Source organism: Winogradskyella wandonensis, from assembly GCF_004346845.1.
GTDB classification, from domain to species: domain Bacteria; phylum Bacteroidota; class Bacteroidia; order Flavobacteriales; family Flavobacteriaceae; genus Winogradskyella; species Winogradskyella wandonensis.
Window position 1 is genome coordinate 732,684 of sequence record NZ_SMGI01000001.1, and the last position, 25,923, is coordinate 758,606.

The window sequence follows — 25,923 nt, forward strand, 5'->3', positions numbered from 1 at the left end:
AAATAATAAAACAAGATAGAAAGATGGCAAATTTAAAATTAGGAATTAACGGATTCGGTAGAATAGGAAGAATCGTTTTTAGAGCAACAGTAAAAAGAAATGACGTAGATGTTGTTGCAATTAACGATTTATTAGACGTTAATCATTTAGCATATTTATTAAAGTACGATTCTGTTCATGGTCGTTTCGACGGAACTGTAGAAGTTAAAGACGGGCACTTAGTTGTAGATGGAAAGACTATTAGAGTTACAGCAGAACGTGACCCTAAAAATTTAAAGTGGGATGAAGCAGGCGCAGATGTTGTTGCAGAATGTACTGGTATATTTACAACTTTAGAAACAGCACAATACCACATCGATGGTGGTGCAAAGAAAGTTGTTATATCTGCCCCAAGTAAAGATGCACCTATGTTTGTAATGGGTGTAAACGACAATACACTAAAAGCTAGCGACACGATAGTTTCTAATGCATCATGTACAACAAACTGTTTAGCACCTTTAGCAAAAGTTATCGAAGATAATTTTGGTATCGAAGAAGCCTTAATGACAACAATTCATGCGGCAACTTCAACGCAATTTACTGTAGATGCACCTTCACGTAAAAATTATCGTTTAGGGCGATCTGCAATTAATAATATTATACCAACATCAACAGGAGCTGCAAAAGCTGTTGGTAAAGTTATTCCAGAACTAGACGGAAAGTTAACAGGAATGGCATTTAGAGTGCCAACGGCAGATGTTTCTGTTGTAGATTTAACAGTAAAGACTAAAAAAGCTACATCTTTGGAGGCTATTAAAGCAGCGATAAAATCTGCATCAGAAGGAGAAATGCAAGGTGTTATGGGATATACTGAAGATGCCGTAGTATCTCAAGATTTTGTTAGTGAAGTTCAAACAAGTGTTTTTGATGCGGAGGCTTCAATCGAATTAAATCCAACATTCTTTAAACTTGTATCTTGGTACGACAATGAGTTTGGATATTCTAACAAATTAGTGGACTTAGCTCAGAAAGTTAACGCCTTATAATTTTTAAATACAAAATGTAAAAGTTCCGTAGGCCTATATAAATAGTGTAGTACTACGGAATTTTTTTTAAAAGCATACAAAATGATTTTAATAACAGATGGCGGTTCTACCAAATGCGATTGGATTGCTATAAACAGTGACGGCCAATTAGCTACAAATAAAATTAGGACTAAGGGATTAAACCCTGCAATTTTAGAAGAGCGCAAACTTAGAAAAATATTAAAAAAAAGTGATGAACTTCAAGAATTAAAAAGAGAAGTAACTCATGTGTTTTTCTATGGAGCAGGCTGCGGAACAGAAAAGCCAAAACAGACACTTACAGAAGTACTACAAGATGTTTTTGTCAATGCAAACGTAGAAGTTCAAGAAGATACCATGGCAGCTGTTAGGTCATCTTTAAATCATAATGAAGAAGCAGCTGTTGTTTGTATCATGGGTACAGGTTCTAATTGTAGTTACTTTGACGGAAAAAAATTACACCAACGTGTAAAGAGTTTAGGTTACTCCATTATGGACGACGCTAGCGGAAATTATTATGGTAAACAATTATTAAGAGATTACTATTTTAATAAAATGCCCGATACCATTAGATTGGCGTTTGAGCATAAGTACAATCTAGATGCAGATTACATAAAGTTTAATCTTTATAAACAGGCAAATCCAAATGCATACCTAGCAAGTTTCGCAGAGTTTATGTTTTTAAATAAGGATTCAGAATACATACATGAGCTAATTAAACAAGGACTTAGGGTATTTACTGAAAGTATGATTCTTCAATTTAAAGAAGAGCTAAAAACAGTGCCCGTTCATTTTGCCGGGTCTATTGCTTTTTTTGCTCAAGAGGAAATTCATGAAGTAGCTAAAGAATATGGTTATACTGTTGGCAATTTTGTAAGACGCCCAATAGATGGATTGGTAGATTATCATATCAATAATTTATAAAATGGAAATTGCGCTAATAGCACACGATGGAAAGAAAGCGGATATGGTTCAGTTTTTAAATGAGCATCGCGACATATTACATCAAAAGAAAATAAATCTTATATCTACTGGGACTACCGGAGATAAAGTTAAAAAAGCAGGATTCGAAGTTAATGCCTTACTTTCAGGACCGCTAGGAGGTGATGCACAAATTGCAGCCAGAGTTGCAGAAGGTAAATGTCAGATGGTATTGTTTTTTAGAGACCCTTTAGATAGACATCCGCATGAGCCTGATATTTTGATGCTTATGCGATTATGTGATGTACACAATGTGCCTTTAGCCACTAATCCTGCAACAGCACAGTTACTTATTAAGGCCGTTTAGTAGTGTTTATTACCTGTTAATAAATCTGCAATTAGCTATTGTAAAACTTATATTTTGGTTTTATCTTTGCTACATCTTATAAACAAAAGAAAGCATTATGTTCGAATTTGATCAGTATTTAGGATTTTTAGCGTTTTTAACCATTTTAACTATTGGTTTTTGGTTAATGATTTTCCTTTTAACTTTCGTTATACCTTACTGGGTTTTCGGAGCCTCAATCGAGCGCCTAAAAGAAATAAGAGAAGAGAAAAAAGCTAAGCGTGAAGCGGCAGCTCACTAAAAGCATAAACTATAATAAAAAAAGAGTTCCCTTCGGAGCTCTTTTTTTATGCAGTCTATTTAAGTAAATTAGTAGTCTTAAATACATTTTTATGAAATCGATTTACATATTTGTTGTCTGTTTTACTCTAAGTCTTCATGCCCAGCAAATCTTACCAGAACGACAACGCGCTGAAGTTGTAGATAATATTCTAAAGGATAGATTCGATAACTTACTACCACAGCTAATGGATGACACAGGCTTTGATATGTGGATTCTGATTTCTAGAGAATATAACGAAGACCCAGTGCTTAAAACGATGTTGCCCGCTACATGGTTGAACGCCAGGCGTAGAACAATTTTAGTGTTTTATAGGAATAAGGCTCAAAACACAATTGAAAAATTCGCTGTAGCTCGTTATAATTTTGGAGAAAATATAAATTCGGCATGGGATAAAGAAAAAGAACCCAATCAATGGAAACGTTTGATGCAGATTATTGAAGAACGAAACCCAAAATCTATCGGACTTAATTATTCCGACAATTTTAATATTTGTGATGGCATTGTAAAAACAGATTACGAAGCGTTTATGGCTAATCTGCCAAACACCTATAAAAATAGAGTAAAATCTGCTGAAAAATTAGCCATTGGCTGGATTGAAACTAGAACCGAAACTGAAATGGTTATTTACAACCAATTGGTAGACATCACCCACGATATTATTGCAGAGGCATTCTCGGAAAAAGTGATTACACCAGGCGTTACCACCACAACCGATGTAGAGTGGTGGATGAGAGATAAAGTGACAGCTCTTGGCTTAGAAACTTGGTTTCATCCTACAGTAGATGTGCAACGTACTGCCGAAAAGTTAGGAAATCACTTGTATGCGTTTTCAAATCGTCCTGAGGACATGGTAATTCTTCCAGGAGATTTACTGCATTGCGATTTTGGAATTACCTATTTAAGACTCAATACCGATTGCCAGGAATTAGCTTATGTTTTAAAGCCAAATGAAACTGAACCTCCTAAATTTTTACAAAACGCTTTAAAAGATGGTAATCGCGTTCAGGATATTTTTACCAGTAATTTTGAAACAGGAAAAACTGGAAATAAAATTTTATTAGAATCATTAAATCAAGCAAAATCAGAAGGATTGAGACCTGCAATATATACACATCCGTTAGGTACTTATGGCCATTCGTCTGGTACAACTTTAGGCATGTGGGATTCTCAAGACGGTGTCCCTGTAAATGGCGATTATCCTTTGCACGAAAATACGGTTTATGCTATTGAACTAAACACCACGGTTACAATTCCCGAATGGAAACGTGACATTAGAATAATGCTCGAAGAAGCAGGTTTTTGGGGAGAAAAAGGGTTTAGATATGTCAATGGACGGCAAACAAAACTGTTAACCGTTCCAAGAGTTAAAGCACATCAAGGGAACTAGACTGAGAGTGTTTGTAAAATGTATATGAAGCTACAAGTCCAATTAGCGAAAATCCGGCCATTACACCAAATACGATTTGATTACCAACAACTTGATTGTAATTATCTAAAAAATAGCCATTGATTAGTCCTGTAAAGATATCTGGCGTGTAGCCAATCACAGAAATAAAGCCAACGGCAGTACCAGTAACAGCTAATGGTATCTTTGCTTCCTCTAATGTGGCGAAATATAAAACTCTTGCTGAATATACGCCAACAGCCATTAAACCAATTGAAAGGGCAAACAATAAATTTGTTGAGTTAGTAATAATTCCGGATGCAAATAGTAGACTAGTTAGTGCCATTAAAAAGAAGCCGACAATTATCCATAAACTTGCTCTAGTTCTATCAGCCAAAAGTCCAATAACAACTCCAATGATTGGTCGAAGATATAATAAATAAGTTCCGACTTCGGCAGCTTCAATCTTATTATAGTACATGACTTGTTCTGCATATTGACTAAAAAGATTGGTCATTTTATATCCGTAATAGGCACATAAAATGATTATCATTAATAACCAAACTGCTTTGTATTGGATAACGGTTTTAAAATTTTGAAGTGTAATAAGTTTAGCATTAGATTCTGTTTTGTTAGAATCTTCATAATTTAGTTTTAAAAAGAAATAGACGATGATTCCGACTGCGATTACCACATAAGAGGTATAAGTTATTACTTTTTCGAAAGCAATACGGCGTTCTTCAACCGATGTTAATTCAATATCTTTTGTTATAAATAGTGAAAAAATCATAACACCGACTGAACCAAACAGAGCAGCAACTAAACCACGACCACCATCCAAAAATCCAAAAGCAATCCCTTGTTTGTTTTTTCCGCCCCAAATTCTTGTTGCTTTAATCATTGCTGCCCAAAACAAAAATATGGTTGTAAATCCCCAAAATCCATAAAGTATCTGTAGTTTGTAAAGACTGGGATAAGTGGCCAAATACAATCCACCTAATCCTGTAAGAATTAGCGCGACAGACATTAATTGATTTGGCTTAAACTTATCGGCGAGTGGACCACCAAACAGATAAGAAAATAAAGCGACAATACCATAAACCGAAAAACAAACACCGAGTTGGGTTTGCGTAATATTAAAGGATTCTAAAAATGTTGTCCTAAAAATACGCTGTAGAACAAATGGTAAAATAAAAATAGCCTCTGCGGCAAATATCAGTAATAATATAACGTACAGAGGCTGCTTTTTTTCGGTTTGATTGTCTGTCATTTTAAACTTGTAAAACCCCTAAGTTAAAAGGTTTTTCGATAGGAGCGTGGTTTGCAGCCTCAATTCCCATACTTATCCAAGTTCTGGTATCTAATGGGTCTATTACGGCATCTGTCCATAAACGCGCTGCCGCATAATAGGGTGATACTTGTTTATCGTATCTATCTTTAATTTTATTGAATAACTCTTCTTCTTTTTCTTCGGTTATTTCTTCACCTTTCTTCTTCAATGATGCTTTTTCAATTTGCAAAAGCACTTTAGCTGCAGATTTTCCACTCATTACAGCTAATTCAGCACTTGGCCATGCAACTATAAGGTTTGGGTCGTACGCTTTTCCGCACATAGCATAATTACCAGCGCCGTAACTATTACCAATAACAATTGTAAATTTTGGAACAACCGAATTACTTACTGCATTAACCATTTTTGCGCCATCTTTAATAATACCGCCATGCTCGGATTTACTGCCAACCATAAAACCAGTAACGTCTTGTAAGAATACTAACGGAATTTTTTTCTGATTACAATTTGCTATAAAACGCGTGGCTTTATCTGCTGAATCGTTATAAATCACACCACCAAATTGCATTTCAGAAGGTTTGGTTTTTGCGCCTTTTGTTTTTACGATTTGCCTTTGGTTGGCAACTATACCAACAGCCCATCCATCAATACGTGCGTAACCCGTGATAATAGTTTGACCGTAACCCTTTTTATACTCTTCAAATTCCGAATTATCAACCAAACGACTAATAATTTCATTCATATCGTATTGGTCGGCTCGGCTTTTTGGTAAAATACCGTAAATATCTTCTTGTTTCTCCTTTGGTTTTGCAGCTTTAATTCTGTTAAAGCCAGCTTTATCAAAGTCTCCAATTTTATCGACGATATTTTTTATTTTATCTAAAGCATCTTTGTCATCTTTGGCTTTGTAATCGGTAACTCCAGAAATTTCGCAATGTGTCGTTGCGCCACCAAGAGTTTCATTATCAATGGTTTCGCCAATTGCCGCTTTTACTAAGTAGCTTCCAGCTAAAAAGATACTTCCAGTTTTATCTACGATAAGTGCTTCGTCACTCATAATAGGTAAGTAGGCGCCACCAGCAACACAACTACCCATAACAGCAGCAATTTGTGTAATTCCCATACTGCTCATTACCGCGTTGTTTCTAAAAATGCGGCCAAAGTGTTCTTTATCGGGGAAAATTTCATCTTGCATAGGTAAAAATACACCAGCACTGTCAACGAGATAGATAATTGGCAATCTATTCTCTATGGCTATTTCTTGAGCGCGTAGATTCTTTTTCCCAGTAATCGGAAACCAGGCACCTGCTTTAACAGTAGCATCATTAGCCACGACGATGCATTGTTTCCCTTTTATGTAACCTAACTTTACAACAACACCACCAGATGGACATCCACCGTATTCTGGATACATATCTTCACCAGCAAAAGCGCCAATTTCTATAGATTTGGTTTTATCGTCTAAAAGATAATCAATACGCTCTCTTGCTGTTAGTTTACCTTTACTGTGGTGCTTTTCGATGCTTTTCTCGCCACCACCTAGTTTTACTTTAGTAAGACGTTTTTTTAAATCTGAAACAAGGAGTTTGTTGTAATCTTCGTTTTTATTGAATTTTAAATCCATCGGTGCTTTTTCTTTTGCACGAATTTACAAAACTATATGCTTTTGTATTTAGCTTAAAATCTAAATGAAACGTTAAATATTATTTACATGGAAATATATTCCTTGGAATATAAATATTTTATATCTAAATTTGAAGCATCAAAAAATAACAACCATGAAAAAAATAATAGTAATAGGAGGTAGTTTAAGTAAAACATCAATTAACAAACAGTTGGCGACTTATGCATCCACATTAGTGAATAATGTTGAAGTCAAGATTTTAGATTTAAATGATTACGAAATGCCACTTTACAGCCCAGAGCGTGAAGACCTAAATGGACAGCCAAAAGAAGCAAAGGACTTTGTAAACGAAATAAAAAATGCAGATGGCATTATTATTTCTTTAGCAGAATATAATGGCTCTTATACGGCTGCTTTTAAAAATACGTTCGATTGGGCGTCTCGAGTAGAAGTCAAAACCTTTCAGAACAAACCAATGTTACTCATGGCGACATCTCCTGGAGCGCGTGGTGGACAAAACGTATTGGCAGCAGCAAATAATAGATTTCCTATCCACGCTGCAAACATCGTAGCCAAGTTTTCATTGCCTTCGTTTGGTGACAATTTTGAGAATGGAAAAATAACGAATAACGAGCTTTACAATCAACTATTGGCTCAAATTAAAGATTTCGAAAACGCACTATAGATATGGATATTAAACACGACAATTCAGAATCTAAAGGACGATTCTATATTGAAAATGAAGAAAAAGTCATAGCTGAAATGACGTATAGCAAAGCGGGTTCAGAAAAAATTATTATCGACCACACAGAAGTCGATGAATCTTTACAAGGGCAAGGTATTGGTTTTAAGTTGGTTGAAGAAGCTGTAAATTTTGCACGAGAGAACAATCTTAAAATTCTGCCACTTTGTCCATTTGCAAAAGCAGTATTTAAAAAAAACGATAGTTATAAAGACGTGTTGTTTTAGGACAAGAGTTTTGATAAAACTGAGAACTGAAAAAAGAGAACTGTAATATGGGCGATTTAGCAAAAGACATAAACTCAACATTCGAAAATAATAGGATAAAAGCACTTTTAAATATTATTTACACAGCTAATTGGATAACAAGCTGCCAGAATGAATTTTTTAAGCCTTTTGGAATTTCTCCACAACAATACAATATTCTTAGAATTTTACGTGGTGCAAATACACCCTTAAAAGTTCAAACGATAAAAGACAGAATGTTAGAACGTGCTCCAAATGCAACAAGACTTATGGATAAGCTTTGTGCAAAAGGATATATAGAACGTTTACCATCTGAAGAAGATAGACGTGTTGTAAAAATTGTAATTACTCAAGAAGGTCTAAAGCTCTTAAATGAGATTCCTAAGAATTTAAATAGAGATTTATTAAAAAATCTTTCTGAGGAAGAAGCAGAGCAATTGAGTAATCTTCTAGATAAAATGCGTTAAGCACTTTTTAGAAAAAATAAAAATCATAAAATAATGACTACAATAATACATAAAGCAGATAGCAGAGGATTCGCTAACCATGGATGGTTGCAAGCTAACCACTCATTTAGTTTTGCAAGTTGGTATAACCCAGAAAAAGTTCATTTTGGGGCATTACGAGTATTAAATGACGACATCATTGCACCAAAAATGGGATTTGGGACACACCCACATGATAATATGGAGATTATCACAATTCCTTTAAGTGGTGTTTTAAAGCACCGTGACAATATGGGTGATGCGTGGATACCGGTAACTCCAGGCGAAGTGCAAGTTATGTCTGCTGGGACTGGCGTGCAACATTCAGAAATTAATGGGTCTGTTGATGAATATTTAAGTTTGTTTCAAATATGGATTATTCCATCAAAACAAAACGTACAACCACGATATGACCAAAAGCGTTTTAGCGTTGAAGGACGAAAAGGAAAATTACAGATGCTAGTTTCATCCTTTGATGATAAAGACGAAGAAAGTTTAAAAATTCATCAAGATGCTAGACTTTCACGAATTGATTTAAAGGCTGAACAGTCTTTTAATTATAGACTTAAAAGTGAAAACCATGGCGTATATGTTATGAGTATCTCGGGTCGTGTTAGTATTGAGGAAAAAGAAATTGATTCTAGAGATGCAGTAGGCATATCTAAAACAGATGGTTTTGAAATAACATCTAAAACTGATAGTGAGCTTTTATTTATTGAAGTTCCTATGATTGAGTTATAAGTCCAATCTCTATTTATATAATAAGCATCCATTTTTTGGATGCTTATTTTTGTTTAATTCACGATATTTGTATTTCATCTAACTGACAAAAATTAAGATTACAATTATGGCAATGAATAAAAATACGGTGTTGGCTTGGGCTACATGGATTATGATAATAGTTGGATTAAGTTTAATTGCTCTAGGTGCCTTTAGGTACGACGACGTCGCAGGCTGGGGATTTGCTGCCGTTGGTGGTGGCTTCTTTTGTATCGCTTGGGTATTTAATGCATTAAAAGGAAGAGTTTAATCAATTTGGTGACTGAGGTTCTCGAAGTCACAAAAAAATTATGGTGGTTTCGAGAGCCTCAACCACCAGTAAATTGTATATAAATGAGTGACGATAAAAAAATAATATTTTCAATGTCTGGTGTTACCAAGACATTTCAGTCTGCAAACACACCTGTTTTAAAGAACATCTATTTAAGTTTCTTCTATGGTGCTAAAATTGGTATTCTTGGTCTCAATGGTTCTGGTAAATCGACTTTGCTTAAAATTATAGCTGGTGTAGACAAGAATTACCAAGGTGATGTGGTGTTTTCTCAGGATTATTCTGTAGGTTATTTAGAGCAAGAACCACAGCTAGATGAAAATAAAACCGTACTCGAAGTTGTTAAAGAAGGTGCTGCAGAAACTGTAGCCATTCTTGATGAGTACAATAAAATTAATGACCAATTTGGTTTAGAAGAGGTGTATAGCGATCCAGACAAAATGGAAAAGCTTATGAACCGTCAAGCCGAATTACAGGATCAAATAGACGCTTCTAACGCCTGGGAATTAGATACTAAGTTAGAAATCGCTATGGACGCACTTCGTACGCCAGAAGGCGATAAAAAAATAGGTGTACTTTCTGGAGGTGAACGTCGTCGTGTAGCTTTGTGTCGCTTGTTATTGCAAGAACCAGACGTGCTATTACTGGATGAACCTACTAACCACTTAGATGCAGAGTCTGTACATTGGTTAGAGCATCATTTAGCACAATATAAAGGTACTGTCATCGCTGTAACGCACGATAGATATTTCTTAGATAATGTAGCAGGTTGGATTTTAGAACTTGATAGAGGAGAAGGTATTCCGTGGAAAGGAAATTATTCGTCTTGGTTAGACCAAAAGTCTAAGCGTTTAGCACAAGAAAGTAAAACAGCGTCTAAGCGTCAGAAAACATTAGAACGAGAGTTAGAATGGGTAAGACAAGGCGCAAAAGGGCGCCAGACTAAACAAAAGGCACGTTTAAAAAATTATGATAAGCTTATGAGTCAAGACCAAAAGCAACTTGACGAAAAGCTGGAAATCTATATTCCAAATGGTCCACGTTTAGGGACTAATGTTATCGAGGCTAAAGGTGTTAGCAAAGGCTACGGCGATAAATTGTTATACGAGGACTTAAATTTTAATTTGCCTCAAGCAGGAATTGTTGGTGTTATTGGACCTAATGGTGCTGGAAAGACCACAATTTTTAGAATGATTATGGGTGAAGAAACGCCAGATAAAGGCGAATTTATCGTTGGAGAAACAGCTAAAATTGCTTATGTGGATCAATCACATTCTAATATAGATCCAGAAAAAACGATTTGGCAAAACTTTAGTGATGAGCAGGAATTAGTAATGATGGGTGGAAAACAAGTCAATTCTCGAGCGTATTTAAGCCGATTTAATTTCTCCGGGAGCGAACAAAACAAAAAAGTGAGTTTGCTGTCTGGTGGAGAACGTAATCGTTTGCACCTAGCAATGACGTTAAAAGAAGAAGGTAATGTTTTGCTTTTAGATGAGCCAACTAACGATTTAGATGTTAATACCTTACGAGCTTTAGAAGAAGGATTAGAGAACTTTGCTGGTTGTGCTGTAGTTATTTCTCACGACAGATGGTTTTTAGATAGAATATGTACCCACATCTTAGCTTTTGAAGGCAATTCGCAAGTCTATTTTTTTGAGGGTGGTTTCTCTGAGTACGAAGAAAATAAAAAGAAACGTTTAGGAGGTGATTTAATGCCAAAACGAATTAAGTACAAAAAGTTAGTAAGATAATTTTGAAATACAATCATAAAAAAACCAGCCAATGATAGGCTGGTTTTTTTGTTTTATACTATTTATTTCAAAGGTCATCATAAAGATGGCCGCTGGTAAAGTCTTTATACGACTCATCTACATCTTTAAACGCATTGGTTTCCATTAGCTTTTTATTCTGAGCTTTTAGTTTATACATTTTTATAATTGCGATAGCAATTAAAACTATAAAAACAAAGCATACCATTAAAAGTATTAGGGTGAGCTGATGAGTGCTTACAGCAGATGCGAGAAGTAGGAAAATATCACTCATTTTTATGTGATTAAGACTTGGATATGGCGCTAATATAGGTAAAAAGTATAATTTATAACTTATTCATAATAAATATTTTACAAAAAACTTATAAACATATGTACGATTAAGTGTTAATTATACCAGTTTAATAGCATTACTTTTATATCCGAATTTTTTGCACTTACCTCATTTTTAAAGGCTTCAATATCACTCAATCCATCTTTACCACGATAATGATAAGGATAAACCTTTTTAGGTTTAAAATCTAGCACGGCACTAGCAGCGCTTTTTTCTGTCATAGTGTATGGTAAATTCATACAAACAAATGCCATATCTATATCCTTTAAATTTCTCATTTCAGGGATATCTTCCGTGTCACCAGAAATGTAAATGCGCTTATCATCAACATTAATAACATAACCATTTCCTCTGCCTTTAGGATGAAATTTTAAAGCTTCTTCCCTTAAATTATACATCGGTATTGCTTCGATTTTCAGGTTATCAATTTCAAAATTGTCGCCGTTGTTAAGCACAACTATAGTATTAGCTATATCACTTGGAAGTCTGTCTGCAACAGCCTTTGGAGCAATTAATGTTGTTTCACTTAAATTTAAATCTTTAAGAGTATCAATATTTAGATGGTCACCGTGAATATCTGTAATGAGCACAAAATCTGGTTTACCCAAACCGTAGAATTTGTCAGCACCTCCAACAGGGTCTATGTAAAAGTTATAATCTTCACTCTTTAATACTAAAGTACCGTGGTTAATTGGTTTTACTTCAATTGATTTGGGTGTGTTTACGTTATTCAAATCTTCTGCGTAAGCACCTTTTTTCTTATCCGAATTACAGTTAAAAAGGAAAACACTCAACACAAAAATCAAGGTATATTTTGTTAATTTCATCGTTGTTATTTTTACCAAAGATATTACAAGTTAGTTCGCCGAAAAAGGATTGTAACATTTTTAATCGTTTTCCTACTTATATTTTAGTCGTAATCTTTTTATTCTCATAAAAAATTACCGAAATTGCTTATCTAATTGTGTTCAACCTTAAAATACCAAATAAAATATGTCTGATGATTTTGACTTACTAGAAACCAATTCACAAGAAAAACCAGAAAAAGTTGATGTTAATTGGGGCAAGGCCATTGACCAAATGAAATCTAAACTAGCGCAAGAGGACGACCCAGAGAGTCGTCAGAAAATCTTAAATGCCACCTTAGACAATGTTGTCGATATGGCAGAAAAAGATAGAACCACGCTCTTAGATGCTATTAAAGATTTAACAGATTATCAAGACGAAGTTGGTATTATGTTCGAAGGATTTTCGGCACTTAATGCGGCAGAACAAAAAATTATCGATGATGCCATTAAACGTTTAGAGCGCGCTAAAGTTGAACTTGAAGATGCTAAAAATAAGCCCGATACTTGGTGGAACAATCTTTGGGGACGTAAGAGCAAGATTAAAAATGCCGAAGAAGAGCTTGCCGCTGCACAAAAAGAACGCGATTCTGCCGATAACAGAGCAAAAGCTATGTTTCAAGAACGTATTGAAACGGCAGATGTGCAAACTTTGTTAAATGAATTATCATTTAAAAGTCAGGCAGCAATTAAACGTCTTAAAGACCGTGAAGTTGAAATCAAAGAAGTTGAAGATAAACTTCAAGATGCTATTGTAGAGGCAAGTAAAAATCATACTAGAGCTTTAGAGAAAAAAGCTGAAGTTGAAGATAAGTTGGAAGCTGAATATGCATTACTTAAACAGGCCAGACAAGCTCTGACCGACGTTGCGGATAAGCAATCTACTGAGTATTCCGAAGCATTATCTAAAGTAACAAAACTAGAGCAGTCTGTTGAAGAACTTGAAGGTCTTAAAAATGCTTACACAACATTAGCTGCTTCCAAAGACAGTTTTGTTCACAAGCATAATTTAACTATTAAAGTATTAACTTCTTTGCGTAGCAACTTACAAACGCACCGTGCTAAATTAAAGAGTGATACGGACGAAAGATTAAAGTATTACGATGGTTACGTTGTGGCTTTAAAAGCACGTACAGACCAAGAATTCGCTGCCATTTTAGAACACTTAGGTGTTAAAACAGATGAGCATATTGGCGAGACATTGGCGGCTATGCATACGGCTAGTGCTAGAGCACGTCAAGAAATGATGGATAATATTCCGGTTCACGAAAAAGTAATGCAAGGTGTTTATGGCAGCTATGCTGAAGCTTTAAAGGAAATCCGTAATAAAGATATCGAAATTCAGAAAAACTTTGCAGACCGTTACGGTATAGATATGAAAGCTATTTTTGACGAATATTATAATTCTGACAATACCGTGCCAAATAACCCTGAAGGTGATAATGCTGGCGGCAACGATGCACCGAAACCACAGGAAGAAGACGATTTGTTAGGGTAAAAATTAAGTTAGCAGTACTCAGTTTGCAGTTATATAGACTGCAAACTGGGACTGTATACTGCATACTAAATTTATGATAGTAACACCTTTAGATTCCGCACAATTAGATTCCAAACAGCAATACGAGTTTTACCATCGTATGGTAGACTTTACGGTCAAGGAGTTGATTGTAAAAATGCAACAACAGCAATTGTGCAGTGAGCAAGAATTGGTGTTTTTCAAGCAGTATTGCGATTTACTCCTGTATTCAATCGAAGCCATGCGTGTAAAATACATGTACGATGATGAGGATAATATGAAAATTGACCTCACTGACTCAGGCTTTCCAAATTATTTAGAGTTTCGTTATCTATTTAATGACTTGGCACTGCGTGAGGAATATCTGAATCGTTTAACTTCGGTAGAAACACTTCAAGACGAGTTCTTAGATACCTTAATGCGAAAAAAAGAGCCGATTAAAAAATCGAAACTTTTTCAGGCTGCATCCATAGTCTATTATACCAATGTTAAGCAGCAATTTATCTTTAATCGTTTTGTACAAGGAAAGATTTTAAAATCGCCAAATCCAGAGATTGCAGAATACATGACAAGTTGGAGTTTTTACGATGTGTCTCATAACAGACCTTTTATTTGCTTTATGTATTTTAATTACGACGGTAGAGACCCTAATAAAGATAAAACAGAAATTTACCAAGCTATTAAGCAATCTGCTGACCGCGAAATGAATCTCGATGCAATGGCTTACGCTTTAGATAGAAAGTTGCCAGATGTAATGCCTAAATATGTAAAGCGTATTGATTTAGGGCCGTTACATAACGTTTTTGCCAAAGATGAGAATGATATTACACATACTATTTTAGACGCTATTGCCAAAAAAGACATTCCTTTAGAAAGCTATGCGTTTTCACTAAAAATAGACGAGCTAAAATCAACTTCAGAATTTAAAGAAGGCAGTTTTTTTAGTAAGCAAATCTTTCAAAAATGGGGTCAGATTATTAAGCAAAAATATGTTCTGGCACCACATCGCGTCATTCAATTACTATATAACAAAACTCCAGAAGTCATTGATAAATTGGCAAAACCACCGATACAAGTGAGTGATTTATAAAATTTTCAACTTGAAACTTTAGAACTTAAAACTTTAAACTACTTTGGAACACAACTCAACATTCCCTATAAAACAATCCGAACTAGATATGCTTCGTGATGAAGCCACATCGTATATAAAAAGTATACAATGGGAGCAAGGCGAGCGCGCAAGAAATAAAGATAAAGACGCACAAGACGAATCTATTTTACTTTACTTGTCACGAGCAAAAGGCAATGGCGGTACTGAATTGACGTCGGTTTCTAAAACGATTTTAGAACTTAAAAAACGTTTGTTACCGGAATCCGTAGCACTTCCAATTCATCTAAATAATACGCTTTATGCAGTTCAAGAAGGTATCGGTTTAGGCTTATGGATTAGAGATAGTTATTATGATGCATCAGGATTATCATCTTTAATCGAAAACAAATCGGCTTTAGATAGTAATGGTAAACGCGAGTACGAAAGTAAAATGCTTACCGCAACAGCATTTATGTTGTTCTCGATTGCTTATAAAATTTTACACGATTTAAAACTTGAAGCTTCCGATGATTTAAGCGTCATGAAACAGAAGTTTGCAGGAATTCCAGAAGTATCTTTTTTAACACCACTAAAAGGAATTTCATGTAGCTTGTTCTATTATGATAAGTATTTAGGTCATCCTGAAATTATAAAATCAGATAAAGACGTTGTTGATTTCACCGTTGTTTACTTTGAAGCTTTAATTGGAGAAATTCAATTGCGAAAAAGCACTTTAGAATATACCGAAACTATCGTCGATAGAGCTTACAAGTTAGAAAATAGTGACTTTGCTATCGATGGTTGGAGTAATACGTTTGAAGGTACTGCCAAAAGTGTAGAATTCAATAAAATACAGTTTGAACAAATCGTAGGTAATCGAGATGCTAAACATTTTGCACGTCGTTTAACCGAGCGTATGTTAAGCTACGATTTTGAGGCTCAAAAAAATCCTTTTCAAGAATTAGGTGGATTTATGCCAGTTTTTATGGGTTACGGAATTCCAGGAACAGGTAAAAGTATGCTCATTGCAGCTATCGCTACGCGACTAAAAGAGCATTGCGATAATTTAGATATTCCGTTTTTATTTCATCCCATGCCAGATACCTTGATTAGTACATTTCAAGGTGGTTCGGCTGAGAAAATGGTAGAGTGGATGAAACCACTTCAAGACCCAACAAAACTAATTTTCGCACCTATTGATGATGCCGAAAATAATTTACAAGAACGTACGGCTCAAGGCGTTTCTGCTGGTGTTAAGGAAGTCATTGGTGTGTTCTTAAGATATACTGAAGGTGCTTACGCTGTAAACTACGGTAATAGTTCTATTGGGTTATTTACAAATTTACCAGAAATGTTGGATAAGGCCGTAATTTCTCGTGTGCAAGGTCGTTTTAAGATAGATGGCGCACGAACTGAGCACGATTTCTTAGATCAAGACCATATTTGGTGGCGTAAATTACAAGATACGATGCCGGATTTTGTTAATATGAACGACCCTGAAGGCTACAAATATTTAGCAGACCAAGGCTTAGCAAAAAGCATGGGAGAAATCCTTAATGCAGTAGAAAAGCCAACAGAAGAAAGAGTTCATGATACTTTTAATAAGGTGGAAAAGTTACATCAATCTGAAGACCATATGTTTTATGCAATCTTATACAAAGAGATTCAGAAGATATTTCCGTTCTTTTCGTCTCGTGATGTGCGTAACATTCAATCCGCTATATCATTGCGTTTAACTGATTTTGATTTGGAAAAAGATTGGTTCGATAATCCAGATAAGTATTTTAAGAAGGATTATGAGACAAAATTCAATATGCTTCAAGAATTGATGAAAGCCAATATGAAAGGTTTAAACTTCTCAGACATTCGTCGTCAAGAGGTTATTCGCTATTTAGATAATGTGGCAACCATTGCCGATACAGACTTTAAGCGTAAAGTTGACGCTAGAATTAATCAATTAAATATTGAAACTGAAGCGAGAGAGCAATTTGGGAATAGAGAATAGTAATGCAAAAACTAAAACAAGCAAATCTATATAGAAGTGAACTCATTCCCGTAAGTGGAAAATTGGTTGAGCGTTACAATAAATGCCTATTAAAATTAGGCTTTACAGAAACAAAGCTCAAAAAGTTTTCAATTGATGGTGTGGGTTGGAGTCCAGAAATTGCCGAAGAAAAAAATGATACCAATTACCTATGTAATGGACCTTCAAATCCGCATGGTATTATTATTTCGCCCTTACAAAACCGAAAACCGGTTTATTCGCCATACCATTCGTTTGACCGCGATATGATGCAGCTGATTTTTAAAAGCTATTCAAAAAAAATCAATGACATTACACGTGATTCGGCGATTATTATAGACTTTGATCAAAAAATAGATACGTTTTATGAACCGCTAGATGTCCTAAAATACGGTACAATAACGATTAACTTCCATTTAATGGATAATCTGTATCATCAGCAGCAAGAGCAATTTCAGCTTATTGAAAAGTTTAAAACTGGTCATAATTTTATAGATGAAACGCTGCAGGCTCAAATTTTAGAATCAGCTAAAGCTTATGGTGATTTGCGCGGTAGAGATTTAACATTGCCAAATCTTAAGTTTGAAACTAATTCCTTTTACACAAAGGCTTTTGGAGGTGTTTACGTGCTAAGAGACTTTATAAAACCTATCGTGGTTTTTGAAGATATGGCATCCTATAAAGAAGCGATAAAAGACACGCACTACGATGTTTTAATGTATCATGTATCGCATTCGGAGTTGGTAGAAAAACTAAAAGACCACATTATTATAGAATGTAACTTAGATGAGATTGTTAATACACCCAAGTACGAGCGAATTAAAAAATATGAATTTGCTCAAATCCTAAAGGATACACAACACCCAATTAACGATATTTTATCAGATTCGGTATTATTTAAGAGTTATTTAAATAAGCTTGATGTACAATCGCGTAAACAAGTGATGAGTGTAGAATTATATCTGGAACGACTTGAGCGGAGTAATGCTTACAAACTAGAAGATATGGTAGATGAGAAGATGTATTTCGCACTGCATAAGCCACACTCATCTTTAGATGTTAAGCATCAAGATTTAATATGGAAACTTTTAGTGAATATTTCGCCTAAAGACGTGCTCTTTTTATATTGGTATGATAAAGAACAGTTTTATAAGAATTATGAGACTTGGGATGATTCGTTTAGAGATTGGGTAATTCAAACTATTAGTAACAATATTTAAATTTTATAGACTAATTTTATAGAACTACAAATGTATCAACCATGGGACTAGAACTCGTTATATTTATTGCCGCTATATTATTTGGAATTTTCTTGTATTGGAGAGAATCTAATGGTAATGGTGCTTACCGTATGCTAAACAAAATTGTAAATAGCAAAGAGCTTCAGATGTCACCAGATGACCCTAAAGGCTTTGTCTATAAACAAGGCATTCTACCTCGTATCATATTTGTTGTAACTTTAGTTTTGGTAGCAGCCCTAATTGTGGAGTTTCTAACACCAATAGCCGTTTTTTCTAGTTATAATGGTATTTCAGCTTTCGCTTCATTTGCAGCGGGAACGTTGATAGGTACCTATTTAGCTAGTTTTGTTATAAAATCTACTGAAGTTATTGAAGAGAAAAGTGACTCTATTAGCGATTTAGTTGACGATGCTGTAGAAAAGGGTAAGGACTTATTACAAGATTTAAAAACTAAAGATGTAAAGGCAGTAGAAGAGGCAAAAAAAGAGATTAAGACAGAGCCAAAAGAAACTTTAGATAAAGAAGAAAAATCAGCCAGAGAACGCTTAAAAGATAAAGGGTTAATGTGACAACAACTTGAAGACGTTGTTGTGCTGAACTAGTTTCAGCATCTCACATTAATGAATAAGTAATTTGAAAATGATTCTGAAATTAATTCAGAATGACAAAATATTAGAAATGATAAAATCTTACTGGAAAAAAGGACGTAAACAAAAAATCATTACTGTAATTCTCAGTATAGTTTTATTTATTCTCTTGTTTATTTTAAGAGACGACTATCAGCCAGCATTATTGTTTCTAAGAAAATTCATTTTTGTAATAGTCGTTAGTTTAGTTATTCTAGTTCTAGGCTTACGAAAGTTTAGAAAAACGGCAAGTACTGCGGCACGTTTGGGTATTTTAGGTTTACTACTATTGTTTTTTGGGATATTATACGTTTTTGGTTGGCATTACGGTATGTACGATTATATGAAAACCTACAACGTATTTAATCACTTAAATAAAGTTGAAATTCACGAGCTTCCATTGACACAAAACGAGCGTATTCAGCCATTACGGAACATTTTTTCTATGGCAAACGAAAGCGTAGGAGAGACCAAAGATGTATCACTACCACATTTGGTTAGAGTAGATGATGAAAATAAATGGACGATGGCCATTCAGCCAAGTGAAAAGTATATTATGCAGCGTATTAGCGATAATACCGAAGAGGTTTTCTCCGTAAGTAGTACAACACCATTTCCGCGCTTTTCTAACGAGAATCGCATACCAGTAACATTTTCTATAGGCGAAACTTTAAAGTTTAGCCGTAACACATACAATGCCGTGGTTCAACGTTTTAATCCTTGGATGTTATTTAATTACGAGCCTAGCGATACGTTTTATATGAAAAACGACAAAGGCGATTGGGTACAAGTCGTTAGCTTAATTAAGTGGAAGGGCTTCTTTTTTCCTTATCCAACATTTGGAGGTGTGATGATTATAGACAATGGCGAACACGATTTTAATGATTATATCGAAAGAATTACTATCGGTAAAGGTACGTTTGTTAGTCCATCTGAATTAAAAAATTACCCATTTTTAACAAAGCAGAACACTCTATCTGAAAAGGTATCGCAATTGCAAGCTGAGTCTTTAAAATTTTTAGGCGGGTTTAGCGATCCTTTACCATGGAATATGGAAACTGCTGTAAAAATTCCTGAAATGCCAGCTGACCAAAATCAACAACCTTATGTTACAGATTTCGATTTTGCTGGTACAAATACCAACGCTTACAGTGGTCTATATCACTGGTTTGGACTAGAGCCTGTTGGTGACGAGCGTACAAGTCTAAGTTATAGTGTTTTTATACCTGCTGATGGTACAGATAAACTCTATTATTACGACCATGCAACAAAAAAACAAGGATATGCAGGCGTTTCTGCGATGCCATTAAAAATTGTAGAATCAAGAAAGGAGTTCGATTGGGATGCAAATAAACCTGTTGAGTTTAGACCGTATATTAAAGATATTGCAGGTCGTAAGCGTTTATTTTTCCTAGGAACGGTTTCAGCAATTAATAAAAAAGGGCAATTCGATGGTTCTGCTACACCAGACTTAGCCTTGGTAGATAGTGAGTATAGAGATGTGGTTTGGATAGATGTAAAACATCCAAGTACTTGGGATAAATCCATCTATGAACAATTAAATGAAGCTTGGCGTTCCGAAGAAGGCATCGGTTACTATTTTAATGAAAAGCCACAGCCAGAAATTGATATACAACAATCTTTAGATTCTCTAAAAATCATACCCAAAATCAATGATAATGCTGAGCAAATTGAAGCACTTCAGCGAAAATTAGATTCTTTAAAGGCTTTGAATAATTAATATGAAGTTAAATTATATTCTAATTTTAATAATCCTCTTTACGTCTTGTTCAGAAGATAAATTTCAACTACCGTCTAATGCCAATGCGTTATTGACTAATAATTCTTCAAAAACGTGGATGTTGGCAAAGCGATATAATGGCGATTATCGTATGAATATGGGAGATTGTTTTTTATCTTACCGAGTAACTTATAATGATAACGGAACAACTACCGATAACAACGCTTTAAATAGGGATTGTGGAGATTCTATGAATGTTGATTGGAGTTTTTACACTGATGAAAATGGAAGCTATATAAAGTTTAAAGGCGATAAGGTAAAAGAATTGCTCAATCAAGAAAAGGACTATAAGTTTTTTAAGATATTAGACTTATCTGATTCCTTATTGGTTGTAAGATTTAGGCATAAGCAGTTTGCAAATACAAGTCGCTTTATAACCGATTATTTGGTGCCTGAAAATGTTAAGGTAGAAGGAAGAAATTTTCATAACTAAGAACACTTTCTAATCTATTGATTTCAATATATTTCTATGTATTAACTAACTAACCATTACTAGGATGATTTCAAAATATTACGATTTAAAAAATTTAAAAGGTGATTTAACAGGCGGATTAGTTGCTGGCGTCGTAGCCTTACCATTAGCCTTAGCCTTTGGTGTACAATCTGGCTTAGGTGCAACTGCTGGTTTATATGGCGCTATTGCCGTTGGCATATTTGCAGCCATTTTTGGAGGGACAGCTACGCAAGCAAGTGGGCCTACAGGGCCAATGACAGTAGTATCAGCCGCTTTAGTTATTGCGGCTATTGAATTAACTGGTAGTTTAGAAGTTGCTATGCCTATAATTGTGCTTACCTTTTTAATGGGTGGTCTTTTTCAAATTATTTTTGGGTTTTTAAATATTGCAAGTTACGTTAAATACTTTCCATATCCAGTAGTTTCTGGATTTATGAGCGGTGTTGGACTTATTATAATTATACTTCAGTTGTTTCCTTTTGCGGGGTTATCTTCAGAAAAATCAACTTGGCTTGTAATGCAAGATTTACCACGCCTATTTACAGATTTTAATTGGCAAGCCTTAGTTCTTGGGGGATTAACCGTAGTAATATATTATGTGTTTCCATACATAACAAAAGCTGTTCCTAGTGCTTTGGTAGCACTTATTTTAGCATCTGTTGCTAGTTATTTTTTGCAATGGGATGTTCCAATTATCGGTGATATACCATCAGGTTTACCATCGTTACAACTTGAAGGCCTACTTACTATTGATTCTAGTGCTTATGGTCTTATTTTAGAATATGCATTGGTTCTGGCGGTTTTGGGTTCAATAGATTCCTTATTAACTTCTGTCATTGCAGATAATATGACAAAGACCAAGCACAATAGTAATCGCGAATTAATTGGTCAAGGTATAGGAAATGCCATTGCTGCTATTTTTGGCGGAATTCCAGGAGCTGGCGCGACAAAAGGAACCGTTGTTAATATAAATTCAGGAGGAAAAACACGTGTCTCGGGAACTGCTCACGGATTAGTCTTATTAGCGGTTCTTCTTGGTTTAGGGACATTGGCAGGCTATATTCCGTTAGCTGTTTTAGCCGGTCTTTTAATTCCAATAGGTTTTAAAATTATAGATACCAAAGGATTAAAGCACTTATTAAGAGTGCCTAGAGCAGATGCTTTTGTACTGATTTTAGTTTTATTTATGACAACTTTTGGAAGTTTAATACAAGCTGTCGGTGTTGGGCTTTTATTAGCATCTTTATTATTTATGAAACGTTCTAGCGATATTAACGAAAAAGGTATGCAAGTCGGTACTTTAGCAGGTTTTGACGGTGAGAAACCATGGCAGGACGAAATAGAATTTTACGAAAAATATAAGGATAGAGTTTATATAAAACACCTATACGGGTCTTTGTTTTTTGGTTTTACATCTCATTTTCAAGATGAAATAAAAAATATTCCAGAACAGGTTGAAGCTTTAATAATTCGGATGGACCGCGTGCCGTTTATCGACCAATCGGGATTATATGCAATGGAAGATGCGATTTTAGATTTGGAAAAACGTGGTGTAGAAGTCGTTTTAACCGCAGTACAAGAGCAACCTAAAGACAAACTAATTTCCATTGATATTGTACCAGATTTAATTTCAGAAGCGCATATTTTCGATAATATCAACGATGCTTTTGACTACTTAAAGCGGCAGTACAATATTTAGATTTAGTAGCACCTCACTAATAGACTATAATAGTAGAGATTTTTTCTAAGAAAAACAGTAACTCTTTTAGTGCTTTTTATACTTATATAAAAAGAGATTATTATGGGTTATATGGGGTTTGGTTTACAAAAATGGATTTATTCAATGCGTCCTCGAAAGCCATTTTCCATGAATCGGAAAGGTTCTTTTACTGTCTTACCTAAATATCAATGGGAATTTAAGCTTCAATATTCTCACACTAAACAAAACTATATCATAAGATTTAGTATAGTTATCTTAGGTTTTTTTATACTTATTAAAATGTTTAATCAATGGAGAATATACGAGCACAATCTCTCTTATGAATTAATTGAAATTAGAAAATCCCAAGATGATTCTGCCTTTAACTTTTTAATAAATTCAGGTAAAAGAAGGTTTGATAATGGTAATAGTCTAGGTGCTTATTCAGAATTCAAACTTGCATACGCGATTTATCCAGACAATCAAGAGGTAAAAGAATTATTAAAAGGCACTGCAATAATAACGTGTTACAATTATGGTAAGCATTGTGAAGAAGTGAATGTGGACTAAAATAATAAGAGCATCTTAATATTAGCGCGCTCGTAAGGATTGTCTTTTTCTAATTCTAGCTCTTTAAATCCATATTTTCGGTAAAGGTAAATGGCGTTTTCTAGTTTGGTGTTAGAATAGAGCATCAGTGCTTCTAGACCTTGAGTCTTTGCAAAATCAATGCAGTGTTGCAATAATCGTTGACCTATTTTTTTACCTCTAGCGTTTTTTAAAACTGCCATTTTTGTTAATTCAAAAATTCCTTTTTCGTTTGTAGGCATCAAGGCTACTGTTCCGTAAACGGTTTCACCTTGTTTTGCAAAAAATATATGACCGCCTTTATTAATTATATATTTTTCAGGCTTACTTAATACCTCTTCATCATAAGGTTCTACGTAAAAAAAGGTTTGAAGCCACTCGATATTGTAATCGTAGAAAAACTTCGCGTATTTAGGATGGTAATTAATTATTTCGATTTGCATGTGCTTTTATAAAATCGGTAATTAAATAAGTAATAAATTTTCCGACTTTTTTGTCGTTTTTTTTATCTGGTGCAGCTTCGCAAATATGCAGATATGTGGCGTTAGTTTCCTTAGCAAATGTAGTAACAAATTTTCTAGCTTTAGTTGTAGAAAATCCACTTGGAGTCATTGCGCTACTTGGCATGTTTTCTATGGCATCGCAGTCAATCTCTATTCCGAAATTAGTTGTAGCTACATGAGATTTAGCGCGCTTAAGCTCTTTTGAAAATCGCAATTGTTTTCTAATTGAAATATCCTCGAATGTGTTAAATTCAATGCCTTGAGTATCTCTAACGGCTTTCAGGTTTTCTTCAGAAATATAATTTTCGTGTAGTCCAAAAATAAAGTAGTTTTTTAAGAAACCTTCATAGTGAGCGTAGCTAAAGCCATTACCGCTATGCCGGCCTTCTAAGGCTCTAAAATCGTGATGCGCATCTAAGTTTACAACATTGACTTTTTTGTTTAATGCCAGCGAACTGCCTTTAATGTTTCCATACGCATTGTTATGACCGCCACCAATAATAATAGGTGTTTTTTTAGCTTTTACGATAGAGTACACAAGATGTGTTACATCTTTATCTACAACCTCTGTTAGTTTTCTAGCTAATGCAATGCGTTCTTTCTTACATAAATTTTCATTTCTTAGTTGATTAAGTGCTTCAGAATAGTTTAAATGACCTAAAATAAGAACACGACTAGCATCCAAAAACGAATTATTTTGTGTGTTTAACAAAACTTTTACAGTGGCTTCCCACGCTTTGTAAGCTCCTGTATTTCCGTAGTTTGCTATAACACCAATGTCTTCACTTACACCAAAAATAACATAGTCGACATCCAAAGCAGCAATGTCTTCGTAATTATTATTGAAGTTGGATATCAACTGAACACGTTCACCAAATTTGGTTTCACCTTTACGAGTTTTCGTAAACTTTTTTAGGGTATTAAACGTAAATAGGATTAGATTTTGCATTTCAGCTAAAATTTGATTTAAAAGTACAGTTTAATCTGATATCAAAATTGAAACAAACGAAAAAACAGAATTAAAAATAACTTAAAAACAAGAATTATGAGTAACACAAACAGCAACATCGGTCTTAAGGTAGGTTTAGGGATTTTACTCGCCTTATTTTTAGGAACCGGATTTTATGCATCCAAGGTGTACAGTGAGAAAAATGAGATGGAGAAAGACTTGCTAAGTCAGAAAAATCAGGTAATGAACGACCTAAATGTCATGGCAAAGCAATACGATGCTGCAATTGGCGAAAATGAAATCGCTAACGAAAAGCTTGTACAAGCAAGAGAGCGCATACAAGGTCTTATAGATTCTTTAAAAGTATCGCAAAATAGCGTTAATAGCTTATGGAGATACAGAAAGAAATATATGGCTTTACAAGAAGAAATGGATGTATTGCTTAAAGAAAACGACCGTTTAAAAGTAGAAAATGAGTTGTTGGCTACGACACTAGATAGCACACAAATACAATTGGCAGAGCGTTCTGCGTTTACAGACTCTCTTTTAGTTCAAAACACTGAATTAGCAGATGTTGTAAAAGATGCAGGTGCATTACAAACCATTGGTCTTAAAGGCTTTGGTGTTATCGAAAGAAGTAGCGGAAAGCTAATTCCAACAGAACGTGCTAGACGAAGCGATAAAATTAGAATATGTTATACTGTTGCACGTAACACGTTAGCAGAAGCTGGTGACAAAGAGTTATATGTGCAAATCATTGACCCATCAAACAATGTTTTAGGTGCTAACAACCAAGTGGAGTTTGAAGACAAAGTTTTAAACTACAGTTTAATTAGTCGATTTAACTACGAAAATAGAAACTTAAACATTTGCGAATTTGTAGCGCCAAACGAGGACGAGAAATTCGAAAAAGGACGCTATGTTGTAAATGTATTTAACGAAAAAGATTTAATTTCTACATCTGAGTTTACACTCAAGTAAAAATTAATATTTGGTTGGTTAGTTTA

The 25,923-nt window shown here is 34.7% G+C and carries 27 protein-coding genes; 21 read left to right on the top strand and 6 right to left on the bottom strand.

Translation table 11 applies throughout. From position 1 onward, the window contains the following. Positions 1-23: 23 nt before the first annotated feature. The 5 genes from gap to DFQ05_RS03390 all read left to right on the top strand — a co-directional run bounded on the left by gap (position 24) and on the right by DFQ05_RS03390 (position 4,040). A complete protein-coding gene (gap, locus tag DFQ05_RS03370; protein WP_132703558.1) occupies positions 24-1,025 on the top strand; it encodes a type I glyceraldehyde-3-phosphate dehydrogenase in 1,002 nt (333 codons plus the stop codon). A gap of 81 nt (positions 1,026-1,106) precedes the next feature. Then, entirely contained in the window at positions 1,107-1,967 is an 861-nt protein-coding gene (locus tag DFQ05_RS03375; RefSeq protein ID WP_132703560.1) for a BadF/BadG/BcrA/BcrD ATPase family protein, read from the top strand. 1 nt (position 1,968) lies between these two features. Then, entirely contained in the window at positions 1,969-2,331 is a 363-nt protein-coding gene (locus DFQ05_RS03380; RefSeq protein ID WP_132703562.1) for a methylglyoxal synthase, read from the top strand. Between the two features lie 97 nt (positions 2,332-2,428). After that, positions 2,429-2,611: a hypothetical protein gene (locus tag DFQ05_RS03385; protein WP_132703564.1), complete on the top strand. Its 183-nt coding sequence runs from the start codon at positions 2,429-2,431 to the stop codon at positions 2,609-2,611. 91 nt (positions 2,612-2,702) lie between these two features. Then, positions 2,703-4,040: a M24 family metallopeptidase gene (locus DFQ05_RS03390; protein WP_132703566.1), complete on the top strand. Its 1,338-nt coding sequence runs from the start codon at positions 2,703-2,705 to the stop codon at positions 4,038-4,040. On the opposite strand, the gene DFQ05_RS03395 is transcribed toward DFQ05_RS03390, so the two are convergent. Further along, positions 4,018-5,307 (bottom strand): MFS transporter, encoded by a 1,290-nt coding sequence (locus DFQ05_RS03395; protein WP_132703568.1) that lies wholly within the window; start codon positions 5,305-5,307, stop codon positions 4,018-4,020. The genes DFQ05_RS03390 and DFQ05_RS03395 overlap by 23 nt on opposite strands. Before the next feature lies 1 nt (position 5,308). Further along, positions 5,309-6,952 carry an acyl-CoA carboxylase subunit beta gene (locus DFQ05_RS03400; RefSeq protein WP_132703570.1) on the bottom strand — a complete coding sequence of 548 codons (1,644 nt, stop codon included), beginning with the start codon at positions 6,950-6,952 and terminating at the stop codon, positions 5,309-5,311. A gap of 154 nt (positions 6,953-7,106) precedes the next feature. Here DFQ05_RS03400 and DFQ05_RS03405 point away from each other — a divergent pair, with 154 nt between their 5' ends. The 6 genes from DFQ05_RS03405 to ettA all read left to right on the top strand — a co-directional run bounded on the left by DFQ05_RS03405 (position 7,107) and on the right by ettA (position 11,229). Further along, positions 7,107-7,637 (top strand): NADPH-dependent FMN reductase, encoded by a 531-nt coding sequence (locus DFQ05_RS03405; RefSeq protein ID WP_132703572.1) that lies wholly within the window; start codon positions 7,107-7,109, stop codon positions 7,635-7,637. A gap of 2 nt (positions 7,638-7,639) precedes the next feature. Then, positions 7,640-7,921, top strand: a complete 282-nt coding sequence (locus tag DFQ05_RS03410) for a GNAT family N-acetyltransferase (RefSeq protein WP_132703574.1) — start codon at positions 7,640-7,642, stop codon at positions 7,919-7,921. A gap of 47 nt (positions 7,922-7,968) precedes the next feature. After that, positions 7,969-8,406: a MarR family winged helix-turn-helix transcriptional regulator gene (locus tag DFQ05_RS03415; RefSeq protein WP_132703576.1), complete on the top strand. Its 438-nt coding sequence runs from the start codon at positions 7,969-7,971 to the stop codon at positions 8,404-8,406. A 33-nt stretch (positions 8,407-8,439) separates the two neighbouring features. After that, the gene (locus DFQ05_RS03420; RefSeq protein ID WP_199221953.1) at positions 8,440-9,165 is read left to right on the top strand and encodes a pirin family protein; all 726 of its coding nucleotides are present in this window, start codon (positions 8,440-8,442) and stop codon (positions 9,163-9,165) included. A 106-nt stretch (positions 9,166-9,271) separates the two neighbouring features. Further along, on the top strand, positions 9,272-9,454 hold the full coding sequence (locus DFQ05_RS03425; RefSeq protein WP_132703580.1) for a CAL67264 family membrane protein: 183 nt from the start codon (positions 9,272-9,274) through the stop codon (positions 9,452-9,454). Positions 9,455-9,537: 83 nt separating this feature from the next. Further along, the gene (gene ettA / locus DFQ05_RS03430; protein WP_132703582.1) at positions 9,538-11,229 is read left to right on the top strand and encodes an energy-dependent translational throttle protein EttA; all 1,692 of its coding nucleotides are present in this window, start codon (positions 9,538-9,540) and stop codon (positions 11,227-11,229) included. Positions 11,230-11,296: 67 nt separating this feature from the next. Here the strand turns inward: ettA and DFQ05_RS03435 are convergent, their stop codons facing one another. Together DFQ05_RS03435 and DFQ05_RS03440 are read right to left on the bottom strand one after the other, a co-directional pair. Further along, entirely contained in the window at positions 11,297-11,521 is a 225-nt protein-coding gene (locus DFQ05_RS03435) for a hypothetical protein (protein ID WP_132703584.1), read from the bottom strand. A gap of 113 nt (positions 11,522-11,634) precedes the next feature. Next, on the bottom strand, positions 11,635-12,408 hold the full coding sequence (locus tag DFQ05_RS03440) for an MBL fold metallo-hydrolase (protein ID WP_132703586.1): 774 nt from the start codon (positions 12,406-12,408) through the stop codon (positions 11,635-11,637). Positions 12,409-12,574: 166 nt separating this feature from the next. Between DFQ05_RS03440 and DFQ05_RS03445 the strand changes: the two genes are divergently transcribed. The 9 genes from DFQ05_RS03445 to DFQ05_RS03485 all read left to right on the top strand — a co-directional run bounded on the left by DFQ05_RS03445 (position 12,575) and on the right by DFQ05_RS03485 (position 23,446). Next, positions 12,575-13,924: a coiled-coil domain-containing protein gene (locus DFQ05_RS03445; protein WP_132703588.1), complete on the top strand. Its 1,350-nt coding sequence runs from the start codon at positions 12,575-12,577 to the stop codon at positions 13,922-13,924. A 73-nt stretch (positions 13,925-13,997) separates the two neighbouring features. Continuing rightward, positions 13,998-15,032, top strand: coding sequence for a hypothetical protein (locus DFQ05_RS03450; RefSeq protein ID WP_073086517.1), 1,035 nt, complete (start codon positions 13,998-14,000; stop codon positions 15,030-15,032). Between the two features lie 43 nt (positions 15,033-15,075). Beyond that, positions 15,076-17,037, top strand: a complete 1,962-nt coding sequence (locus DFQ05_RS03455) for an AAA family ATPase (protein ID WP_132703590.1) — start codon at positions 15,076-15,078, stop codon at positions 17,035-17,037. A gap of 2 nt (positions 17,038-17,039) precedes the next feature. Next, positions 17,040-18,275, top strand: a complete 1,236-nt coding sequence (locus DFQ05_RS03460; RefSeq protein ID WP_132703592.1) for a DUF6638 family protein — start codon at positions 17,040-17,042, stop codon at positions 18,273-18,275. Positions 18,276-18,316: 41 nt separating this feature from the next. Further along, positions 18,317-18,865 carry a hypothetical protein gene (locus DFQ05_RS03465; protein WP_132703594.1) on the top strand — a complete coding sequence of 183 codons (549 nt, stop codon included), beginning with the start codon at positions 18,317-18,319 and terminating at the stop codon, positions 18,863-18,865. Between the two features lie 109 nt (positions 18,866-18,974). Continuing rightward, entirely contained in the window at positions 18,975-20,663 is a 1,689-nt protein-coding gene (locus tag DFQ05_RS03470) for a hypothetical protein (RefSeq protein WP_132704150.1), read from the top strand. A gap of 1 nt (position 20,664) precedes the next feature. Then, positions 20,665-21,156, top strand: coding sequence for a lipocalin family protein (locus DFQ05_RS03475; RefSeq protein ID WP_132703596.1), 492 nt, complete (start codon positions 20,665-20,667; stop codon positions 21,154-21,156). A gap of 64 nt (positions 21,157-21,220) precedes the next feature. Then, complete coding sequence (locus DFQ05_RS03480) at positions 21,221-22,876, top strand: SulP family inorganic anion transporter (protein WP_132703598.1); 1,656 nt, start codon at positions 21,221-21,223, stop codon at positions 22,874-22,876. A gap of 168 nt (positions 22,877-23,044) precedes the next feature. Then, a complete protein-coding gene (locus DFQ05_RS03485) occupies positions 23,045-23,446 on the top strand; it encodes a hypothetical protein (protein WP_132703600.1) in 402 nt (133 codons plus the stop codon). Here DFQ05_RS03485 and DFQ05_RS03490 read toward each other — a convergent pair. Together DFQ05_RS03490 and DFQ05_RS03495 are read right to left on the bottom strand one after the other, a co-directional pair. Further along, a complete protein-coding gene (locus tag DFQ05_RS03490) occupies positions 23,443-23,907 on the bottom strand; it encodes a GNAT family N-acetyltransferase (protein ID WP_132703602.1) in 465 nt (154 codons plus the stop codon). The genes DFQ05_RS03485 and DFQ05_RS03490 overlap by 4 nt on opposite strands. Then, positions 23,888-24,916: a formimidoylglutamase gene (locus tag DFQ05_RS03495; protein ID WP_132703604.1), complete on the bottom strand. Its 1,029-nt coding sequence runs from the start codon at positions 24,914-24,916 to the stop codon at positions 23,888-23,890. The genes DFQ05_RS03490 and DFQ05_RS03495 overlap by 20 nt, the downstream gene beginning before the upstream one ends. A gap of 96 nt (positions 24,917-25,012) precedes the next feature. Here DFQ05_RS03495 and DFQ05_RS03500 point away from each other — a divergent pair, with 96 nt between their 5' ends. Further along, the gene (locus tag DFQ05_RS03500; protein ID WP_132703606.1) at positions 25,013-25,897 is read left to right on the top strand and encodes a chromosome partitioning protein ParA; all 885 of its coding nucleotides are present in this window, start codon (positions 25,013-25,015) and stop codon (positions 25,895-25,897) included. Positions 25,898-25,923 lie beyond the last annotated feature (26 nt).

Bases quoted from the DNA above. Each gene is read 5' to 3' on its own strand.
- gap (WP_132703558.1), top strand. From the start codon at position 24: ATGGCAAATTTAAAATTAGGAATTAACGGATTCGGTAGAATAGGAAGA.
- DFQ05_RS03375 (WP_132703560.1), top strand. From the start codon at position 1,107: ATGATTTTAATAACAGATGGCGGTTCTACCAAATGCGATTGGATTGCT.
- DFQ05_RS03380 (WP_132703562.1), top strand. From the start codon at position 1,969: ATGGAAATTGCGCTAATAGCACACGATGGAAAGAAAGCGGATATGGTT.
- DFQ05_RS03385 (WP_132703564.1), top strand. From the start codon at position 2,429: ATGTTCGAATTTGATCAGTATTTAGGATTTTTAGCGTTTTTAACCATT.
- DFQ05_RS03390 (WP_132703566.1), top strand. From the start codon at position 2,703: ATGAAATCGATTTACATATTTGTTGTCTGTTTTACTCTAAGTCTTCAT.
- DFQ05_RS03395 (WP_132703568.1), bottom strand. From the start codon at position 5,307: ATGACAGACAATCAAACCGAAAAAAAGCAGCCTCTGTACGTTATATTA.
- DFQ05_RS03400 (WP_132703570.1), bottom strand. From the start codon at position 6,952: ATGGATTTAAAATTCAATAAAAACGAAGATTACAACAAACTCCTTGTT.
- DFQ05_RS03405 (WP_132703572.1), top strand. From the start codon at position 7,107: ATGAAAAAAATAATAGTAATAGGAGGTAGTTTAAGTAAAACATCAATT.
- DFQ05_RS03410 (WP_132703574.1), top strand. From the start codon at position 7,640: ATGGATATTAAACACGACAATTCAGAATCTAAAGGACGATTCTATATT.
- DFQ05_RS03415 (WP_132703576.1), top strand. From the start codon at position 7,969: ATGGGCGATTTAGCAAAAGACATAAACTCAACATTCGAAAATAATAGG.
- DFQ05_RS03420 (WP_199221953.1), top strand. From the start codon at position 8,440: ATGACTACAATAATACATAAAGCAGATAGCAGAGGATTCGCTAACCAT.
- DFQ05_RS03425 (WP_132703580.1), top strand. From the start codon at position 9,272: ATGGCAATGAATAAAAATACGGTGTTGGCTTGGGCTACATGGATTATG.
- ettA (WP_132703582.1), top strand. From the start codon at position 9,538: ATGAGTGACGATAAAAAAATAATATTTTCAATGTCTGGTGTTACCAAG.
- DFQ05_RS03435 (WP_132703584.1), bottom strand. From the start codon at position 11,521: ATGAGTGATATTTTCCTACTTCTCGCATCTGCTGTAAGCACTCATCAG.
- DFQ05_RS03440 (WP_132703586.1), bottom strand. From the start codon at position 12,408: ATGAAATTAACAAAATATACCTTGATTTTTGTGTTGAGTGTTTTCCTT.
- DFQ05_RS03445 (WP_132703588.1), top strand. From the start codon at position 12,575: ATGTCTGATGATTTTGACTTACTAGAAACCAATTCACAAGAAAAACCA.
- DFQ05_RS03450 (WP_073086517.1), top strand. From the start codon at position 13,998: ATGATAGTAACACCTTTAGATTCCGCACAATTAGATTCCAAACAGCAA.
- DFQ05_RS03460 (WP_132703592.1), top strand. From the start codon at position 17,040: ATGCAAAAACTAAAACAAGCAAATCTATATAGAAGTGAACTCATTCCC.
- DFQ05_RS03465 (WP_132703594.1), top strand. From the start codon at position 18,317: ATGGGACTAGAACTCGTTATATTTATTGCCGCTATATTATTTGGAATT.
- DFQ05_RS03470 (WP_132704150.1), top strand. From the start codon at position 18,975: ATGATAAAATCTTACTGGAAAAAAGGACGTAAACAAAAAATCATTACT.
- DFQ05_RS03475 (WP_132703596.1), top strand. From the start codon at position 20,665: ATGAAGTTAAATTATATTCTAATTTTAATAATCCTCTTTACGTCTTGT.
- DFQ05_RS03480 (WP_132703598.1), top strand. From the start codon at position 21,221: ATGATTTCAAAATATTACGATTTAAAAAATTTAAAAGGTGATTTAACA.
- DFQ05_RS03485 (WP_132703600.1), top strand. From the start codon at position 23,045: ATGAATCGGAAAGGTTCTTTTACTGTCTTACCTAAATATCAATGGGAA.
- DFQ05_RS03490 (WP_132703602.1), bottom strand. From the start codon at position 23,907: ATGCAAATCGAAATAATTAATTACCATCCTAAATACGCGAAGTTTTTC.
- DFQ05_RS03495 (WP_132703604.1), bottom strand. From the start codon at position 24,916: ATGCAAAATCTAATCCTATTTACGTTTAATACCCTAAAAAAGTTTACG.
- DFQ05_RS03500 (WP_132703606.1), top strand. From the start codon at position 25,013: ATGAGTAACACAAACAGCAACATCGGTCTTAAGGTAGGTTTAGGGATT.